The organism is Ruegeria sp. C10, assembly GCF_056537805.1.
This window is the reverse complement of the sequence record NZ_JBQFSC010000001.1, coordinates 1,218,419-1,238,054: the sequence shown is the minus strand read 5'-3', so window position 1 is coordinate 1,238,054 and position 19,636 is coordinate 1,218,419. Positions and strand designations below refer to the sequence as shown.

Below are 19,636 nucleotides of genomic sequence, written 5' to 3'. Positions count from 1 at the left end.
CGGGGGGTCCGGGGGGCAGCGCCCCCCGGCCTCTCCACAATCCGGAGACACCCGAATTGTCCGACATGATGACCACCCAAGCCGGAGATGCCGGAGCTTTCCGCAATTTCGACTTCAACCGCGTGCCCACCCCTTGCTTCGTGGTCGATGAGAAAGCCCTTGAGCGCAACCTGACCATCCTCTCCGAGATAGGCACCTGCTCCGGCGCACATGTCCTGAGCGCGCTCAAGGCGTTTTCCATGTTCTCGCTGGCCCCACTGGTGCGCCGACACCTTGGCGGCACCTGCGCGTCCGGCATCTATGAGGCGCGGCTGGGGCGAGAGGAATATGGCGGCGAGGTCGCAACCTTCTGCGCCGGATATAAAGACGCGGACATGGACGAAATCCTGTCGCTATCGGACCACATCATCTTCAACTCACCCGCGCAAAAGAACCGCTTTCTGGCAAAAGCCCAAGCCGCCGGCGTACAGGTCGGTCTGCGCATCAATCCGGAACATTCCGAAGGCGAAATCCCCAAATACGACCCTTGCGCTCCCTGCTCGCGTCTGGGCACGCCGGTCAGCCAATTGACCGCCGAGACTATGAGTGGCGTGGACGGGCTGCACATGCACACGCTCTGCGAACAGGGGTTCGAGCCGTTGCAGCGGACTTGGGACGCGGTTGAGCCAAAACTCAAACCGTACCTTGGCCAACTCAAATGGCTGAACTTCGGCGGCGGGCATCATATCACCCGTGATGACTATGACCGCGACGGGCTGGTCGCCTTCATCAAATCCATCCGTGAGACACACGGTATCGACGTCTATCTGGAACCCGGTGAAGCGGTGGCCCTGGATGCGGGCATTCTGGTTGGCGAAATCCTCGACTTGCCGACCAACGGTATGACCCTTGCGATCACCGATATCTCGGCCACCTGCCATATGCCGGACGTCATCGAAGCCCCCTATCGCCCCGCCCTCATGGATGAGGCCGAGGCAGGCCATACCTATCGCCTTGGCGGCCCGTCCTGTCTGGCGGGCGACGTGATCGGTGACTACACTTGGGACAAGCCACTGGAAATCGGCCAACGCTTTGCCTTCCTCGATCAGGCGCATTACTCGATGGTCAAAACCAACACCTTCAACGGAGTTCCGCTGCCGACTATAGCGCTGTGGAACAGCGAAACGGACGAACTGAAAATCATCAAACAGTTCGGCTATGACGACTTTAAAGGCCGCCTCTCATGAGTATTTTCCTCGACAGTGAACTGTCCGCATCCGAGCGCACTGAGGACGCGCGGTTCCGTGTGATCCCGGTGCCGCTGGAACGCACTGTATCTTACGGGGCGGGCACCGCCAAAGGCCCGGACGCAATTATCGAAGCCAGTAATGAACTGGAACGCATCACTGGCCACGCCGAGCCCTGCGTCGAGGGGATCTTCACCGAAGAACCCGTTGACTGCGATGCAGCGTTGCCAGAGATAATGGAACGCCTAGCCCAACGCACGGAAGCGGCCGTTCGCGCCGGCAAAATCCCGGTGACGCTAGGTGGAGAGCATTCACTTAGCTACGGCGCAGTGTTGGGTGTTGCCCGCGCTCTAAACCAACCGATTGGTATCGTGCAAATCGACGCCCATGCTGATCTGCGCAACGCTTATCAGGGCGAGAAACACTCTCACGCCTCAGTCATGCATCTTCTTGCCGAAGAAGGTATCCGTCTGGCGCAATTCGGCGTTCGCGCCTTTTCGACTGAAGAAGCCCAAAGCCGCCTGAGAAACCACGTGTTTCATGTGGACGCCGAAGAACTGGTTACCGGCAACATCCACTCGGTTGATTTGCCCAAGGATTTTCCCGATCTGGTGTACGTCAGCTTTGACGTTGACGGGCTGGACCCGGCAATCATGCCCGCCACTGGAACACCCGTCCCAGGCGGGCTGGGATATTATCAAGCACTGCGCCTGGTGGAACACGCCCTGAAGGGCCGAAAATGTGTGGGTTTCGACGTCGTCGAACTGGCCCCGAACGGCAATGCCGCCTGGGATTTTACCGCCGCCCAGATCGTCTATCGCCTGATGGCCGCCTGTTAAGCCTCGGCGGTCTCATTCAGTTCCATGTGCCCTTCGCCCTTGTTCAGAACGCGGCGTAGCATGGGTTCGAAGAACTCCAGCGGTTTGGTCGGATAGTCCGGGTCGAACGCCTTCTGATCGTATTCATGGCAAAAATAGCGGCAGTCCTCCCAATACGGGCTGTCGCGATATTTGTCGCGGGCATTCCGATCACCACCTAGATGATGATTGTAGTAGTAGCCCTGAAACACGCAGTGGTGCTTGAGAATCCAGTGTGTCTTCTCACTGACATAAGGCTTCATCATCGCGGCGGACAGTTCCCCGTGATTATAAGGCGACAAGATATCGCCGGTGTCATGGATCAGGGCAGCCACAACCAACTCTTCGTCAGCGCCGTCCTCATACGCTCGTGTCGCGGCCTGCAGGCTGTGCTGATAGCGATTCACCGGATACGGCGTCCATTCTTCGTCCAGTGAACGAATGGCGTCCAGTATGCGATCCGGCAAAGCAGCGTTGTAGCTCTCTTCATACTCCATGACCGCATTCCAGTCGGCCTTGGTCGCCTCTTCAAAACTGGTCCAGTTGGGTTTGTGGCTCTTGTCCAGCATCGCGCGAATCCTTTGGCTACGTTCGTCAAATCACTTTAAAGCGGCATATGTAGGCAAAAAAATGAATTGATTTTATCAATACGATCAAAAAATACTTTCAATATGCAAACCAAATCTCTGGAAACATTTTTAAGCGTAGCCGAAACCGGTGGGTTTCACTCAGCGGCCCGTAAGTTGAATGTAACCCAAACCGCAGTCAGCGCCCGGATCAGGGCCCTGGAAGACGCAACAGGCAAACCACTGTTCTCGCGCGGGGTAGGCGGAACGGTATTGACCGAGTACGGCCGCCAATTCAAACCCTATGCGGAACAGATGCTGTCGCTGTGGTCGTTCGCAGCCAACGACCTGCCTGAACAGATTCAAAATCGGTTGGCACTGCGTCTGGGTGCCCAGTTGAGCGTGTGGGATCCGTTACTGGTGGACCTTGCTGTTCGCTTTGAACAACGGTTTGGACAATTGCTGTTAACCCTGAATTACGACCATGATTTGGATATGGTCGACGCCGTTGCGACCCACGTACTTGACGCCGCGCTGACCCATGAAAAACCTGCGGACCGGCGCGTGGTATTCCACGAACTTGCGCCCGAACGGCTGTCTTTGGTTCAAAGCAGGAAGGATGCGAACACCGACGCTGAACGGGTATTTGTCAACATAGAACTGGGCGAGACCTACCGGGATCATGTCCGTTCCACAGCGCGTCTCGCGACAGGGCAAACTATCTTTCTGGGTAATTGCTTGATGGCTTTACGCTATCTCCTACAGCGTGGCGGGTATGGGTATTTCCCGGACTATGTCATCACTCAGCATCTGAACTCAGGCGAGCTGTTGCGCGAGAAAGATGCGCGCGACTTAATGCTACCGCTGTATTTGGTGGTCCGTTCGGACAGTCAAGAAGTTGAAAACATCCTGCAGTGTCTGGAGGAACTTCGCCGCTGACTTCAGACCGGTGACGGCTTTGGTGCTCCGTTTCGAACCCTTTTTCGCAGCAAGGGTCGCCCCGCGGCCAGTAAAAACAGAACCGACACAAGCACGCCCATAACGGCGGGAAGATACAGCAAGCCCCAAAGTCTGGGATCATTGATGACGAACGGGGATACGAATCCCCGAACCCCCTCAAGCAGGACCAGAATGGTAAAGGCACCCAGGATCTGAGGCCAAAGCCCAAAGCGCGAAAAACTACCCAGCATCAGGGTCGAATATCCGACCAATGCGACCGCAATACATATCGCAATCCACGAGAACCTCTGGTGCAGCTCATCCACCAGATGGCCGATGCTGTGATCATCTTTCACTGAGACCGCTTCGCGATCCCAGATCAACTCGACCGTCGGGATGGCTTCAAGGCTGCGATGGCCCATACTCGAATTCTGGGTCAGTTCGGAAATGTCGTAAGAGGCGTCTTCGAACAACGTGGATGACAGCGTGTTACCAGCCTGATCATACCGCAGCGCAATCCCATCCAGCATAACCAGATGAATGCCCGAAGCCTGATTGACCAGATAGGCGGTGGCACTCGAATAACTGACAGGGTTAATCCCATCGCGACGGTCCGAGACGAAGACTTCGCGCAGCGTTCCGTCCAAATCGATATCGCCGATATAGACGGTTACACCTTCTGCTGGATGCAAGAATTCGCCCTCATTCAACAGCTGTGCGGTGACATCTCCGGCAACTTCATCCTGTCTTAATTCCAGTTGATCAACCGATGCAGGTCGCAAAAAGACGCTGATGACAGCCATCATCAGTCCCGCACTGAGCCCGAACACCAAGACCGCACGCGCCAGTCGCCACGGGCTGGAGCCTGTTGCCAGCATCACCGTCATCTCGCTTTCGCGGCTCAAACGGTTGGTGGCGTAAACAGCGGCCGCAAACACAGCCATGGGCATGACCGTCCGGATCAGCGTCGGCAAGGTCAACGCCGTGAACTCCAGGAATACCATCGCCGATTGGCCGCCGCTGATGACCCGATCAAAAAGGCTGACTGAACGCGTGATCCAGAACACCCCGACAAGCACAAGGGTGAAAAAGCCAAACAGCACCAGCAATTGCCGCAGGAAATACCCATCAAAACGCGACATGCGACCTCTTGTTTCTTGGCGGTTGGCGTTGCGGCGGACTTTAGGTGATTCAACGCGCCGAGGAAACCTCGATTAAGCCTGATCAGCGGCGGGGATCACGATGCGATGATACCAAAGCCAGCGCAGAATGCGCGACGCCGTGTGTGTGGCCAAAACCTCTGACCAGCTCTTGATGATGTTCAAAGTGGTTGTCGGGGCGCCCAGCCGCTCTAACAACGGTCCCAGCATTGCGCCCTCCAGATTGGCAACTGGCCTTGGAAGATTCGGGTGCCCTATGACAAGGCCGGGTTCGATATGCGAAGCGGTTTGCACGCCGGAAGCGATGAGCTTGGCCTGAGGTGACAGGATCAGGGGCTGATCATCACGCAACGCCTCCCTGTTTGGATCGAACGCTGGGGACTTTACCCAACCCAACGGCTTTGCGCGCTCAGCCCAGAAGTGCGAAGGATCGACAGCATGCTGCCGTGCATAGAAATCGGCTGCGAGCGCTGCATGGGTCTGCACACGCTCGAATTGCCGATCCGCATAAAAAGACAAGGCCAGATCACTATGTTCGGGGGTTGTCAGAAGCGTGTTCGCCACAGCTGCGGCCTGCACCGCCTGCCCCATCGCCAATTGCACCCCCTGCGACGACAAAGCGTCTACCGCGAAGCTGGCCTCTCCGACCCGCAGAAGGTCGCGCGTTGGTGGTGTTGTCTCGGCCTGGCTGGTGGCATCCGCCCGCCGCACAGGCCCGATACGGCGCTGTTCCAGACAGGGCGCTAGTAGTGTCGAACGGGCCAGAAGATTCAGATAGAGATCGCGTCGATCTGCGGGTGGCAGCCCGATGCAGGCGTCGGGATCGACAAAAACCATTGCGTTGACCACTCCTCCCGGTAACAGCGCGCCCCAATACCAATGTCCTTGTCCCGCCTCGACCCGGGCTTGCGGGCCAAAGCCCGGCGGCACGTGCCAATAAGCATAAAGCGCCAACAAAGGATGGGATGCAGGGAGAAACCTGCGGCCCAGCCCGGCTTGCCGTCCCGCTGCGTCCAGCAGGATTTGTGCCTGGATCCGAAAGGCGCCCGTGTCGGTCCGAACGGGAATCTCCCAACCAGACTGCTGGCGCACCGGGCGGTATGCGCGCGCAGGTTGGACGACCTGCGCCCCTGCCGCTTGTGCTGCACGTAACAGCACCGCATCAAACTGGCCCCGGTCAACCAAAAGTCCGGGGTGATCACCGTCGACGCCGCGACGTTCGAACGCTCCGGCCCAATGCAAAAGCGATCCGCTTGCACGCAGAAAACCGGTTTGGGAAACGGTTTCGTCGACCCCCAACAGTTTCAGGATCGGCCAGATTGATGGCGGCAATGACTCGCCGACATGCTGGCGCGGGAACGTTTGCCGCTCGATCAGGCAGACACGCCGACCTAGCTGAGCCAACCTCAGCGCAGCAGAACTACCTGCCGGGCCGCCTCCGATCACGCAGATTTCGGTCTCAATCTCCATCCGTTCAGGCAGAGGCCACCTGAGCGGACACGCCAAAATAATCCGGACGTGCTTCGGACAAGCGGACATAGGCTTGAAGGCAATAGTGCAGCCAACCTCGAATGTAGTCGCAAGCGGGGCGTCCGCGATGGATGACCTCGTGATGACAGCCGCCGCCGCACAGATACCGCGCCCAGCAAGTGCCGCACGGGGACTGGGTGTGCACGTGACGGTTCGTCAACCAATTTTCTCGCCGAAGATCAGGGCCATCATAGACATCGCCCATGGCTCCGGCTTCGTCTTCAACAAAGCGATGGCAGGCGAACAGTCCACCATCAGCAGACACGCCGAAATACCCGCCCCCTGCCCCGCAGGCATAGGGCCGGTGGGTGCCTCGGTGGATCTCCTGCATCGCCGCTGCCATGTTCGAGAAAGGGTAGCGCCGCCCTTCGATTACCGCCGCCTCGAAAACTTCGCCGCAACGGATCATCTGCGATAGCATCTCGTCCAAATCACTCCGGTTCAGTTCATGCTGACCGTTGGGCGAGGCCAGCATGGGCGAGAATCCAATCGAATGAAATCCCATTCCCACAAACCGATCCAGCGTCTCTGGCAGGTTCATATTCTTCGGCGTAACCGTTACCCGAGCACCAACCTGCATACGGTGTTGAGCTGCCAGCAAAGGTTCGACCCGTTTCAGGATCGTATCAAAACTACCCCGACCGCCACGATTTGGGCGCAGCTTGTCATGGACCTCACCCACGCCATCCAGACTGATGGTGACAGCAAATCCATGCGTTTCGAAAAACGCCGCATCCTCGGGGCGTAGCAGGGTCCCGTTGGTTGTGATCGAGAACCCGACGCTCAACCCGTTGGCATGCGCCTGATCGACGGCATATTCCGTAGCACGCTGCACCAGGTCGCGGTTGATCAGAGGTTCTCCACCCAAATAGGCAAGGTTGATCCGCACACCGGGTTCGGCCTCGGCCACCAGCCGGTCGACCGAGGCTTTGGCGACCTCCCACTCCATATTCCGCGCGGATCCACCAAACTCCCCGCCTGCTGCATAGCAGTAGGTACAAGCCAGATTGCATTTCTGCGCCACGGCCAGCGACAGCGACCGCACGGGCATGTCCTGTGGCAGTGTATCATCGATGAACGGCCTACCATCCAACGCCATGGACCTGAGGAAAGCACTTTGGCTAGGCTCGTCCATCGCCGTGAACTGTTCCGCCGTCCCCGCAGGTACATCGAACACGCGCGAGCCATCAACGGCCAACATGTGATCGCCATATTCGGTGTCAAAGAAATGCACCTGCGCGGTGGGTGGGATCACGCCTTACCCTCCGTCCAGAACGGGATGCCAATCCCCTTGGCGGCCAGTGCTTCGCCCTCGACGCGGAACAGCTTCATATCATCGCGCACCTGCTGGATGTAGGCCTGGGAGTCTTCAAATTTGCCATCCGCTTCAAGCGTATAGGCGTTGGCTAACCCATCCTTGACCTTAGCGTAGAGTTCCAGCGCCATCCTGGCCTCGTCTTCAGTGCCAACCTCAATCTGACGCAAATAGGCAGGTGTGCCTTCTCCCGTATCGTATTTGGCCAAAACGTCCTTCATTTGACTGAAGCGCAGGAAGTGCTCGTCCCCGTCGGTGTCGATCCGTACCGCCAGCGCATAAAGGCGGCGTTCCGGGAACAAGTCCTCCTGCTCCAGCGTTGCAACACATTGCGCATAGGCGCGGTCGATAAAGCCCCCGGGGCGCTCGATTTCGATGAAATCCGCAAGCGCCTCAGCCGTCAGCGGCCTCAGCGCGCGGGGCTGGGTCTTACCCTTACCCGCAGGGAGGGTTTCAGACGGGGTCAAGATGGGTTCATACCCCTCGGGCTCAAGCTCCCACAGCAACTGGTTCGCCCAGCGCATATGGGTCATCTCGCCAATCGCGACCTCCAGCACCGAACGCCGGGCAAATATCAGATCGTCTTTCAGCGTCGGCCATTTTCGGGCATCCGCCGTTTCGGGATCCGCCAACGAAAAATAGGCGTAAAGATATTGCAGGCTCAGCGTCATCTCCATCGCGGCCAGACGCGTCTTGAGGTCCTCGATCATCGCCTGCGGCGTGTCATAGGGCTCCACGCCTGGCATTTCGGGATCAACTTCATAAACCTCGCCCGTTTCGCGGCCTTCAACGACGATGGGCAATTCGCTCCACATCTGATTTACCTGATAATGGTCAATCTGGTAGGGGCGGTTTTGTTCGACCGTATTCAGCGCCGCGACGTTACCGGACGGAGACTTGTCCGAGCGCAGCCAATCCAGATAGGTCTCGGCCTCGATCGGGTTCTTTGACTGACCCGAGGGCAGCTGATCGTCATGCGCCACCTCAGCCATCACTACGTCGGGGTGGTTCGAAGGCCAGTAGTGGCAGCCGCAGTCGCGAAAGTCATGGGACCACGGATTGCACAGGCTTTGCGTCAATTCTCCGGGATCATAGGCTTCGCTGAAGACCCCCGCCTCGGTCCGGTACTGGCGGCGGAATCCGTGCAGGACGACCTGCTCGGTATCCACGATGCCCTCATGATTGCGCCGTTCCAGAGCAATGCTGACCGGTTTGTCATCACCATGTTCCAGACTGCGGATGAACCGCCAAATCATCAGCCCGTCATAGGGTGTGCCGTCTTCCTCCTTGAAAGTGATGCGCTTACCGCTCTGCTCGACCCATGACAGGAACCAGCGACCTTGGCTGAGCTTTGCGCCGATGTCACCGCTGTAGGCCTCCAACAGCGTCTGCACCCACTCCTCGGGGCTGTTGTCAGGCAGCATCGGATCATAGAAATAGTCCACAAAAACCAGATGGAAGCCCTGTGAATTCTTCGGCGCCTCGGGCACGGGGTTCAGCGGCACCCGCGCGGCGTTGAACACCAGACCGGGGAAAAAGCGGCGGTCCAGGTTGCGCACATCCATTTCCAGACCGGGAAAGCAATTCCCCACCGATCCGTCCAGTCGCGTGTTGTCGGGGTTGCCCGGTACCTTATAGGCCGCGCGGGCGGTCAGGTTGCGGGGTTTAACGCGGATTTGGCCGGGCTGATCAGACATTCTGAGCCTCCGTTTCCTGTGCAACCAGATAGTCGATGAACGAGATCACCAGATGGTACTGCCTGCGCGACAGCGACAGCGGGTAATAGTTGGAATCGCGCATATAGGGCGGCATCCGCGCGTCGTGCATCGAGTCGCGGATAATCCGAGGATCGCGAAAATCCGGGTTCGGATTTTGATCAGGGTTCGGGTCGGTTTCAAGCTCGGTCAGGATACCATATGGTGGACGCAGCAGTGTTTTAACGAAATCCGGGCGACGGCGTAGGAAATCCAGCAGGTTGGCCTCGTCGATCAGTTGCTCATGCACGAACTTCGTCGCAACTGTATAGGGCAGCCGATCATTGGGCACGGAGTTCGAAAAGACCGAGATCGGTTGCGGGCGGATCAGTTCGTCGATCTTGTCCGGCGGCCTTGCATCCTCCTCCGTCATGGATTTCGCATCGGTTGACGGCAGGCCCGGCGTCGGGGAAATCCCGGTTTTCGCCTGTAATTTGGCATTGTCCTTCAAACCTTGCGCGCGGATATCGTCGAGGTTGATCAGGCTGTTGGTCTCGAAGGCGCGGCGGAAGATATCGACCACCTCGTCTTTGGCCTGGGTGTAGTTTTCTTCAGTTACCGAGATTAGCGACAGATCACGATCGGCCAGATCATCCTCAAGGCTGTAGAACGGCCGCGCATCAGGTGCAAAATCGGGTGGTCCGGTCATGATCGTGGCGCGCGCGGTCAGGCGTTCGCCACGTACTGCCAGCGTCGCCTCGATCACGCCATCGCTGGTGTCATCGGCCACTCCCCAGGATTGGTCATTGCCCACACGGGCACCGTCGTAACTATCGTGCGGCTCAGGGTCGTCCGAGGTGCCGGACATCATGATCCATTTCGACCAAGGGGTGTCGGGGTTCAGGATGCGGTTCTGTTCGGGCACGATTTCGTGGATGCGACCATATTCCGATTTCGGCGGGTCGTTCTGATAGCCCGGTACGGCCAGCGTCGCCGGACCGTATGCAGCATCAGGCGGGCCATAAACCTCACCTTTCGGAGGCATAAAGCGCAGGCGCAGGATGCTGCGGTCGATGAACTTCCCTTCGACCGGTTCATCATGACCCTGCACAGGATGCATCACACGGATTGAGCCTAGCGGGATCGGGTTATGCTCATAGACCATCGGCTGTTGTTCGGACGTATACGGGCTGAAGGCCAGCAGGGGTTTCGGGGTGAAATCCTGACCCGCAATCTCGACCCGTGCACGAAACCCGCAAGCCGCGTCGCCAGTCCGGCGCTCGGCCTTGGTGTTCCCGACGGTTACCGAATAGCGCACGTTTTGCAGCGACAGGCCCTGATTGTCGAGCAGATCGAGCGTCACCGGTGTCTCATATTCCTCGCCCGTTTCGGCATCATGCATCCGCGCCCACAGCTCAAAGAACGGGGCAACCGGGCGCAACGCGCCGCCTTCGTCGCGAAAGCGGATCGTGTCGGGATCGGGAAGATAGGCGGTGACACTGCCATCTTCGATCTCGCGAAAGGTTATGTTCGACCGGATGACCGTTTTGTTGTTGCCATGGGCATCCATGTCCTGCTGCCACTCATAGCTTTCCAGCGGTGTCTCACCCGGTCCAAGACGGGCAACCGCCATGGGTGGCAGAAAGAAAATCTCTTGGATCGTGTCCATACTGGGCCCTCCCCCGTTTGGCCTTGGCAGCCCCCGCTTTCAGGGGTTCGAATAGCTCTCGTATGTGATCGTTGGGTCGTCGAAGATCGACTTGGACGTATCTCGGATGATGTCTGGCGGAGCGTCATCCGGCACCGGCGAAATGCTCTGCTGATAATGGAAGAAATTATGCGGGTCGAATTTCTGCTTCACGAACAGCAAAGAGTTGAAATACTCGCCCCAGTATTGCCAGCGATAGTTCTTCTGGGTCCGCCGTGGATAGTTCTGATAGACGCGGTCAATGAAATAGCCTTCTTCGGTCATCAGTTCCATGAATCCGTCGAGCCACGGCACAACGATCTCTTTTTCTTCTTCCGACACCCAGAACACATCGACGTAGAAGTTCAGCGACACATCACGGTGAATGAAGGCATTGCCTTGTTTGCCCAACGGCATCCGATTGATCGCCCCCCCATAGGGTTCGATGGCCACAGCGCCATAAGCGTTGGGTGTGCTGTCGAGGTAGTCTACGACGCGCTGCCATTCGACTTCGCTGAGCTGGCGTTCAATATATCCGGCCTGCTTATCTTCACGCGCCTGATCGGGGACGACGGGGATGTCATATTTGTCGTCATATAACCATGAGTTGATTTCTTGATAGGTGCCATAGTTCTGGTCGTCCTCACCCATCTCGCCGCCGATTTCATCGCTCAGCAGGGGCTGAACAAACGCGTTCCCCTCTTCGGACGTGCCATCATAGAGCGCCGACACCAGCAGCACCTTTCGATCTCCCTGATAGGCCAGAAAGATATAGGCCCCGAAACGGTCATCTTCGCAGGTGCGCATGTAGTTGGCCTGCAGGTACTCCAGTGCCTTGGCGGCTTTGTCCAACGGCCATGTGATGTGGCAACCCCAGACTTTATACAGCTGGTGCAGTTGGTAGCGGATTTCCAGCAACACACCAAAGTTGTTGCCGGTCCCGCCTCGTATGGCCCAGAAGAGGTCGGAGTTCGTGTCTTTGTCCGCGATCACGATACTGCCGTCCCACAGCATCACGGAGACACCCAGAACGCTGTCGCAAGCCATCCCAAGCCTGCGCGAGGTAAAGCCATAGCCGCCGCCCATCATGAAACCCGCCACGCAGACATCCTGACAGGCCCCGCCCGGCACATGCAGGTGATAGGAGTTCAACTCCGAATTCAGCATCTTGAACGGTGTGCCCGGACCGACATAGGCCATCGGCACCTTTGGATCGACGGTCACGTAACGCATTCGGCTGGTATCCAGCACCATCTGGTTATTGACCGAATACCCCGCCGTGCTGTGACGCCCTGACCGCGCAACAACCCAAAGGTCATGCTCGCGCGCGAAAGCAAGGCTGGCGCGTACATCCTGAATGGTCTCGCAATAGACGATGATCTCTGGGTAGTCCTGGAAAGCCGGATTCCAAACCTGCCGGTCATTGTTGTAATCCGCGTCGGTCGGCAGAGTGACCGTTCCGATCAGTTTCTTCTCAAATTCACGTATCTCATCGGGCGTGATCGAATGGTACTGCTGCAGCGCCAGATCGGTACGGCTTTGCGCCAAGACATCCTTGGCCAGAAGTGTTTTGCTGATCTTACGCATTAGGTCTCCTCATACCACAAGAGCGGGGCGCCGGACTGGTGACCCAGCGCTTAAAAGTCGAAATTCAGGTATCATCCCAACTCTGCCCGCGCCCAAGCTGGCAGCAAGTTGGCCTTCGGGTCAAGTAATCGTTTCCATCAACGCTCGTGCGTCTTTGAGGTCCGGCAGTTGGGCATCTTGATGGAAATGCGACATGACCGAAATCAACGCCTCACCAACCGGTTCGCCTCGGTGTTGCCGCCACTCCGCCAACGCGACCGCCGCACGAAGCTCGTAAAGCCGCGCGCCTTGCCTTTGCGCTGTTTCGATAGCGCGCAACAGCAGCGGTACGGGATCGCCCCCTGTCTTGGCTACAAGGGCAGCCTCAATACGAAGCTGATCGGCCTCGGCCCATTTCTCTTCGGTTTTACTCAGAGCATTTCTGGCGTGCGTCAGAGTCTGATGCGCCGCGTCGTGATGGCCGGCGTTTGTCTGAATCTCGGCAATCAGCGAAGGGAAGAAAGTCTTGTAATTTCCGGCCCCAACCGACCACCAGTCTTCCGACGCCTGACGCAGGTCCTCGATATGTTCGACTTCAGAGGTCGTGGTCGCCTTTGCCCAGCTTTCCCATAGCCGCGCAATTGTCGCCATAAAGGGTAGCGAATGCTCCTCGGCGACTTCGGACAGCGCCTTAACATCCCTTTGCAATGCAGGGATGTCGCGCGCCAGCAGGTGAACCTTGCACATGTAAACCAAGATCTGCGCCACACTATGCGCGTGCTTGAGGTTCTTGGACCATTCCAGCGCTGTATTCTGCACCTGCAGGGCATCTTGATGCCGACCCATCAGGCAATAACATGTGCCCAGAAATGCTGATGTAATCGCGGCATGATCCGTTCCATAGACATAGGCTAGCTGGCTGTGCTGATCAAAATCATAAAGCGCCCAAGCTTGCTCAAGATGGCGCTTTGCATCTGACAGGTTGCCCAGATGCAATTGCACCGCCCCCATGGCGCGATGACCGACCATGCGGTGTTCGGTCTTGCCGCTTGTCGCCGCCAGATCGAGGATCTGCGCAGCCACGCCTTTCGCCAATCGATATTCGGCACGCACAAGATGGAATGCATATAGCCCGTTGAGCACAGGAAACAGCCGCTCGGTCTCGTCAGCTCGGTGACATAGTTCGCGCAGACGCCCATAGGCCTCACCCGTCGCATCCCCCGAAATACCGCTTGTTGAGCGCAGGACACCGGCACGTAGAATCTGGATGTCGATCTCTTGCAAATCCCGTGCACGGCTCTTTGGCAGATCGGCAAGCTGATCCAGAGCTTTCGACAGATGGGTCAACGCCTCGGCCTGGGCCGAGCGTTCGATCGCTCGACGCCCCGCGCTTTGCCAGTGCATCACGGCCTCATCCGCGCGTTGGGCCAACGTGTAATGCTGTGCCAGAACCTCGGGCTGAGTCTGGGCCAGTTGCGGCTGGTTCTCTAGCAACGCACCCGCCGCGCGGTCATGCAGCGACTGCCGTTCCGTGCGCAGCAGGCTGTCATAAGCCATGTCGCGAATCAATGCGTGGCGGAAGATGAACTCATCCTCTGCCGCATCCGGGGCTTGAAGAATGATCCCGGCCGATGAGAGCTGTTCCAGTCCGGCCTGCAGAACCGTCGGAGACAGAAACGAAACAGAGGCCAGCAACGCGATCGAGAACTGCCGCCCGAACACGGCGCCGGTTTGCGCCACTTCTTTGGCCTTGCCCAAACGGTCCAGACGCTCCATCAGCGAATCCTGCAACGTGCTGGGAACTGAAAGCGATGGCAGGGGGCCGCGCACGACATACCCCTTGTCGCTCAAGCGCAATTGCCCCGATTCCAAAAGACCGCGGGTCACTTCCTGGACATAAAGCGGAATGCCATCCGTCTTGGCCGCAATAAGGTCGCAAACCTCGGGTGGTACAGGGTGCCCCCCCGCCACCTCAGCTACGATCTCAGCCACATCCCGATTGGTCAAACGCTTGAGAGGTATACGCAGGGTATTGTCGTGGTGACCCCAACCCGGATCGAAACCGGTACGTGCTGTTACGACGATCAGCACCGGTAGGTCCCGAATATGTTCGATCACCCGATCTGTAAGAGATAAGGTGGTCGGATCAACCCAATGCGCATCTTCGAACAACAGCAACACCGGTCGTTCTCGCGCTAACGTCGCAAGCTGTTCTGTCACTGCCTCCAACGTCTTCTCAAGCTTCACTTGCGGCGGCAGGTCGAGAGGCCCCAGCGTAGCATCAGCATCAACGCTCAACAAATCGGCGATCAGGCGCACATGCTCAGGCGGGTGATGGCGCAAGAGGTACGAGAGTTTTCCCAGTTTATCCTCATCGTTGTCTGTCGGCGCAAATCCTGCGGCGCGTTCCAGATGCTGAATGATCGGATAAAGTGCCGAGTTGGCATGAAAGGGCGAACACTGGAAGTTCAGGCGAAGCGCGCCTTGATCCAGCACTTCTTGGCTAAGCCCCTCAATCAGGCGTGATTTGCCGATCCCTGCCTCGCCAGTGACAAGAACCGATTGTCCAGCGCCCTGACTTGCCTCATTCCATTTGTCGGTCAGCTTGCGGAACTCTGCCTGGCGCCCAATGAGCCGACCAGAACCGGCATCAGGCATTATGTCAAATCTGCGCTCGATCCGCGCCTGCCCTGTGACGCTCCAGGCTTGTATCGGTTCCGAAAACCCTTTCAGTGCGAAAGACCCGCGATCCTGCAGTTCAAATGCATTGCCCACCAATCTGCGAGTGGACGGGCTGATGATCAGTGTATTGGGCTCGGCCAAACTCTGCAAACGTGCTGCCAGATTGGGTGTACGCCCCATGACCACGTCATGTTCCTTCAACCCTTCGCCATGGATCTCGCCCACAACGACAAGACCAGTCGAAACACCGATCCGCGCAGTCAGACGCTCCTGGCCTTCCATGCGATTCAATCCTTCAAGAATATCCAGACCCGCATGAACGGCGCGCGAGGCCGCATCTTCCACCGCGTGAGGATACCCGAAATAGATCATCGCCCCGTCACCCATGAAATCGGCGATATGTCCACCAAAGCGAGCAACCGAGGTCGAGCAAATTTCCTTGAACCGCCGAAGCAGCTCCCCCAAGTCTTCGGGGTCAAGCCGCTCGGACATGGCAGTCGAGCCAACCAGATCAACAAACATAACTGTCAGTTGCCTCCGCTCGGCGACAATCTTCCCGCTGCCTTGCACCGGGGTCGGATTGGCATCCCGCGCCTGCCCTAATGCGGCCATCAATCGGCGCCTTGGTCCAAGTGGCAGCCCAAGGTCGATCAAATCATGTTCGGAGAGATGTGCGAGATCGGCCAATGTAACTTCGTTCGACGCGAATACCGGCGCATACTTCGACAGCCCGTGTTCTTCAAGGAATGCGTCGATCTCTGTCATTATCCCCGTTGTCCCCGATTGTCTCCGGGTTCCCCTACCCGGTCAGGCTTGCATATTGTGACACAAAAGCCGAACGACTTTAGCACATTAGCTGGACAGTCCTGATGGCTTTTCCTTCAGCCTTGATCAAGCTTTTTCTTTATTGCCGCACACGTCAAGTGAATTGCGCCACACGTATGCACCAAGCCCACGCCTCTGTTGCAGGAATTTCGCTTGTCCGGTGGGATGGCAGGGGCAGCAGGGTTCGAACCCGCGACCTACGGTTTTGGAGACCGTCGCTCTACCAACTGAGCTATACCCCTAGGCTGGGCCATCAGATATGACAGAGGCGCAGCGGACTCAAGAGGCTTTTTGAGTTTTCCGAACACTTTACCGCTGACAAAAAAGTTGCGCCCGGCGCGCAGTTCTTTAAGACAAGGCTCGGCCAGCAGGAGGACCGCAGCCTTGAGCATCCGCAAGAAAATCGCAGACAGCGAAGCCGTGCTGAACTGGGTCGCGCGACGGATCGCAAGCTATATCCGGTTGGTGCATCGCAACACACGCTGGCAGCGCATCGGTTACGAAGAACTGGATCAACTGGCCGAACAGGGCGAACCGGTCATCGTGGTGCTGTGGCACCAGAGACTGGCACAATCGCCATATTTCTTCCCACTGGACAAGGGCCGCATTTGCTCGATCACTTCGGCAGCGCGCGCGGGCAGCATGGTAGGGCGAGTGCAGAAGCTATTCGGGATGGATACAATTGCAATGTCCAGCCGCAAGCGCCACGTCGCCTTGTCGCGCGAAGTGCTGGGAAAGATGAAACAGGGTATCTCGATTGGCATTGCCGCCGACGGCCCTCGCGGACCCGAGCGGGTATCCTCGACCGTACCGCTGGTCTGGGCTCGCACATCAGGTAAACGAGTTTTCGGCATCACCTATTCCGCGCGGCACGGGCGCGAAGCCGGAACTTGGGATCGTCTGCTGATGCCTCGCCCCTGGCGCAACGACGGCGTGTTTCTGTGCCGCGAATGGACCAATCCAGTTCCACGCAAGGCCAGCGAAGAGCAGATTGAGGCCCTTCGTCTGAGCCTTGAGCAGCATATGAACGACATCACCGCCGAGGCCGACCGGATGGTCGGGCGTGAGCCATGGGCAAAGAGCATGTGAACCCAGAACCCGGCGTGAAACGACTATTGCGCCGTTAGGCCGCGTCTGCGCTGGTTTTGACCGAGGTCGCTCCTCTCGCCATGCTGTCCGACATTTCAGCAAGCTTGATATCAAATCGCTTGCGCTCTCGGCAAAAGTCGCTGATTTTGCACTCAACTTCCTGTTCGTCGTCACCGAGAACAGCGGCTCTCATATCATCCAAATCCTTGCTGTGAAGGATTTGCGTTCCATAGTTCAGAAATTCAAAACCAAACATCTTAGTCTCCCTTATCGCCGGGACGCACTTGATTTGCGCGTCACCCTTGCTGTTGCAATAGAGAGCTGGGAGTTCAGTCTTCGTTTGGAGTGGACGGTAGATTAAGAATGCGAGATCGACAGCTGTTTTGTTCAATGAACTCAGCTTGCCCGAGATCATTCGACGAATAATCTCAATGCGCCGAGAAGAATGGAGGAGAAAAGGCCGCCCCAGTTGGAGCGGCCTTCTTTAGTTCACCGATTTGTCGGGCCAAAGCCCGACTACCGTGATTACTCGATGATTTTCGACACGACGCCGGCGCCGACGGTGCGGCCGCCTTCGCGGATCGCAAAGCGCAGGCCGTCTTCCATCGCGATCGGGGCGATCAGCTCGACGGTGAAGCCGACGTTGTCGCCGGGCATAACCATCTCGGTGCCAGCCGCCAGGGTCACGGTGCCGGTCACGTCAGTTGTACGGAAGTAGAACTGCGGACGGTAGTTCGCGAAGAACGGAGTATGACGACCGCCTTCTTCCTTGGTCAGGATGTAGGCTTCGGCTTCGAACTTGGTGTGCGGTGTAACCGAACCCGGCTTACACAGAACCTGGCCACGCTCAACGCCGTCACGGTCGATACCGCGCAGCAGGGCGCCGATGTTGTCGCCCGCTTCACCGCGATCCAGCAGCTTGCGGAACATTTCAACACCGGTACAGGTGGTTTTCTGAGTGTCACGGATGCCGACGATTTCGATCTCGTCGCCAACATTGATCACGCCACGCTCAACACGGCCGGTCACAACGGTACCACGGCCCGAGATCGAGAACACGTCTTCAACCGGCATCAGGAACGGCTTGTCGACTTCACGCTCAGGGGTGTCGATGTAGTCATCAACAGCCGCCATCAGTTCCTTGATCTTCTCTTCGCCGATTTCCGGGTTGTTGCCTTCCATCGCCGCCAGAGCCGAACCTGCGATGATCGGAATATCGTCGCCGGGGTATTCATAGCTGGACAGCAGTTCGCGAACTTCCATCTCAACCAGTTCCAGCAGCTCTTCGTCGTCAACCTGGTCAACTTTGTTCATGAACACGACCATCTTCGGGATGCCAACCTGGCGGCCCAGCAGGATGTGCTCGCGGGTCTGCGGCATCGGGCCGTCAGCTGCGTTCACAACCAAGATCGCGCCGTCCATCTGAGCGGCACCGGTGATCATGTTCTTGACGTAGTCGGCGTGGCCGGGGCAGTCGACGTGCGCATAGTGGCGGTTGTCGGTCTCGTACTCCACGTGGGCGGTCGAGATGGTGATGCCACGTGCTTTTTCTTCAGGCGCGCCGTCAATCTGGTCATACGCTTTGAAGTCACCGAAATACTTGGTGATTGCTGCGGTCAGCGTGGTCTTGCCGTGGTCAACGTGGCCAATCGTGCCGATGTTGACGTGCGGCTTATTACGCTCAAACTTTTCCTTTGCCATTCCTCAGGCGCCCTTTTTGCAATTTGGGGGACCCTTGGTCCCGTGGTTACATCTGCGCGCGCGAGATATTTGGTTCAGGGGGGAAAATCAAGCACATCCTGAGGGAAATGCATCCATCACGCCGGATTTTGTGTGACAGCTTCGGTTTCAAGCGGCTGGATCAAGCTGGGGCGCTTGTCAAACCAGCCATCATCCTTGTGCTCTTCGGCCAGCCACTCCTCAACCCGGTCGGCAACCTTCAAGGCCAGACCGTTCATCTGTTCTTCTCGGGTGCGCGCATTTCCTGATCCAGTAAGGGCGCTTTCACCGGTGGTATCTTCGAGCACCTGAAACTGCTTGCCTTTAGCAAGGAACTCTTTCTTTTCAACGTCATAGACGTTTACCAGAACGATGGCGGTGCTTTTGGGGTTGTAAATCACAGGAATTCCCGGAGGTGCCAACATGTAGCCCTCGAGACTGATGCCAATGTCGTATTCCTGCGAACCTTCATACCGGCCAAGCCTGATGTCCACTGCATTCTGGATCGCTTTGGTCCATTCATCCGGCGTGGCATCCCGCGAAACCGGTCCCTGAACGGCCTTTTCCGCAAAGGCATAATTCACGCGTAGCTTGAATTCACCCAGCGACTCGGGGTCTTCATAAACCTGCGTTTGGGTGCATGCGCCCATCAGGGCCAACCCGGTGATCAGTGTCAGAATGCGCAGCATGTCTCTCGTCTCGATAGGCCTGTTTTCTTTGGATGTAGCGCACCGATACGGGTTGTGCCAAGCCGTATCGGCAGATTTTCACCAAGCGGACA

Annotated in this window: 15 protein-coding genes and 1 tRNA gene; 4 read left to right on the top strand and 12 right to left on the bottom strand. The window is 57.6% G+C overall.

Translation table 11 applies throughout. From position 1 onward, the window contains the following. The first annotated feature begins 56 nt into the window (after positions 1-56). Complete coding sequence (gene nspC / locus ACR0DE_RS05890) at positions 57-1,226, top strand: carboxynorspermidine decarboxylase (RefSeq protein WP_480752285.1); 1,170 nt, start codon at positions 57-59, stop codon at positions 1,224-1,226. Then, a complete protein-coding gene (gene speB / locus ACR0DE_RS05885; RefSeq protein ID WP_480752284.1) occupies positions 1,223-2,065 on the top strand; it encodes an agmatinase in 843 nt (280 codons plus the stop codon). Before nspC ends, speB begins: the two co-directional genes overlap by 4 nt. Here the strand turns inward: speB and ACR0DE_RS05880 are convergent. After that, positions 2,062-2,652 carry an HD domain-containing protein gene (locus tag ACR0DE_RS05880; RefSeq protein WP_480752283.1) on the bottom strand — a complete coding sequence of 197 codons (591 nt, stop codon included), beginning with the start codon at positions 2,650-2,652 and terminating at the stop codon, positions 2,062-2,064. The genes speB and ACR0DE_RS05880 overlap by 4 nt on opposite strands. Positions 2,653-2,754: 102 nt before the next feature. Between ACR0DE_RS05880 and ACR0DE_RS05875 the strand changes: the two genes are divergently transcribed. Then, positions 2,755-3,588 carry a LysR family transcriptional regulator gene (locus ACR0DE_RS05875; protein WP_480752282.1) on the top strand — a complete coding sequence of 278 codons (834 nt, stop codon included), beginning with the start codon at positions 2,755-2,757 and terminating at the stop codon, positions 3,586-3,588. Positions 3,589-3,590: 2 nt separating this feature from the next. Here ACR0DE_RS05875 and lptF read toward each other — a convergent pair whose 3' ends face one another. The 8 genes from lptF to ACR0DE_RS05835 all read right to left on the bottom strand — a co-directional run bounded on the left by lptF (position 3,591) and on the right by ACR0DE_RS05835 (position 16,289). Next, positions 3,591-4,730 (bottom strand): LPS export ABC transporter permease LptF, encoded by a 1,140-nt coding sequence (gene lptF / locus ACR0DE_RS05870; RefSeq protein WP_170392575.1) that lies wholly within the window; start codon positions 4,728-4,730, stop codon positions 3,591-3,593. A 72-nt stretch (positions 4,731-4,802) separates the two neighbouring features. Beyond that, entirely contained in the window at positions 4,803-6,218 is a 1,416-nt protein-coding gene (qhpG, locus tag ACR0DE_RS05865; RefSeq protein ID WP_480752281.1) for a flavin-dependent monooxygenase QhpG, read from the bottom strand. A 4-nt stretch (positions 6,219-6,222) separates the two neighbouring features. Beyond that, on the bottom strand, positions 6,223-7,533 hold the full coding sequence (locus ACR0DE_RS05860; RefSeq protein ID WP_480752280.1) for a radical SAM protein: 1,311 nt from the start codon (positions 7,531-7,533) through the stop codon (positions 6,223-6,225). Next, complete coding sequence (locus tag ACR0DE_RS05855) at positions 7,530-9,290, bottom strand: ferritin-like domain-containing protein (protein WP_480752279.1); 1,761 nt, start codon at positions 9,288-9,290, stop codon at positions 7,530-7,532. Before ACR0DE_RS05855 ends, ACR0DE_RS05860 begins: the two co-directional genes overlap by 4 nt. Beyond that, positions 9,283-10,956, bottom strand: coding sequence for a hypothetical protein (locus tag ACR0DE_RS05850; protein WP_480562492.1), 1,674 nt, complete (start codon positions 10,954-10,956; stop codon positions 9,283-9,285). The genes ACR0DE_RS05855 and ACR0DE_RS05850 overlap by 8 nt, the downstream gene beginning before the upstream one ends. Positions 10,957-10,995: 39 nt before the next feature. After that, positions 10,996-12,561, bottom strand: coding sequence for an FAD-binding oxidoreductase (locus ACR0DE_RS05845; RefSeq protein ID WP_480752278.1), 1,566 nt, complete (start codon positions 12,559-12,561; stop codon positions 10,996-10,998). A 120-nt stretch (positions 12,562-12,681) separates the two neighbouring features. After that, positions 12,682-15,987: an adenylate/guanylate cyclase domain-containing protein gene (locus ACR0DE_RS05840; protein ID WP_480752277.1), complete on the bottom strand. Its 3,306-nt coding sequence runs from the start codon at positions 15,985-15,987 to the stop codon at positions 12,682-12,684. 226 nt (positions 15,988-16,213) lie between these two features. Next, positions 16,214-16,289: transfer RNA gene (locus ACR0DE_RS05835), tRNA-Trp, on the bottom strand. Between the two features lie 142 nt (positions 16,290-16,431). On the opposite strand from ACR0DE_RS05835, the gene ACR0DE_RS05830 reads away from it, so the two are divergent. Continuing rightward, positions 16,432-17,136, top strand: coding sequence for a lysophospholipid acyltransferase family protein (locus tag ACR0DE_RS05830; protein WP_480752276.1), 705 nt, complete (start codon positions 16,432-16,434; stop codon positions 17,134-17,136). A gap of 34 nt (positions 17,137-17,170) precedes the next feature. Here ACR0DE_RS05830 and ACR0DE_RS05825 read toward each other — a convergent pair whose 3' ends face one another. The 3 genes from ACR0DE_RS05825 to ACR0DE_RS05815 all read right to left on the bottom strand — a co-directional run bounded on the left by ACR0DE_RS05825 (position 17,171) and on the right by ACR0DE_RS05815 (position 19,544). Then, entirely contained in the window at positions 17,171-17,392 is a 222-nt protein-coding gene (locus tag ACR0DE_RS05825) for a hypothetical protein (protein WP_170420395.1), read from the bottom strand. A gap of 269 nt (positions 17,393-17,661) precedes the next feature. Then, positions 17,662-18,837, bottom strand: coding sequence for an elongation factor Tu (gene tuf / locus ACR0DE_RS05820; protein ID WP_010441214.1), 1,176 nt, complete (start codon positions 18,835-18,837; stop codon positions 17,662-17,664). Between the two features lie 116 nt (positions 18,838-18,953). After that, positions 18,954-19,544, bottom strand: a complete 591-nt coding sequence (locus tag ACR0DE_RS05815) for a hypothetical protein (protein WP_170392584.1) — start codon at positions 19,542-19,544, stop codon at positions 18,954-18,956. Positions 19,545-19,636: the final 92 nt, after the last annotated feature.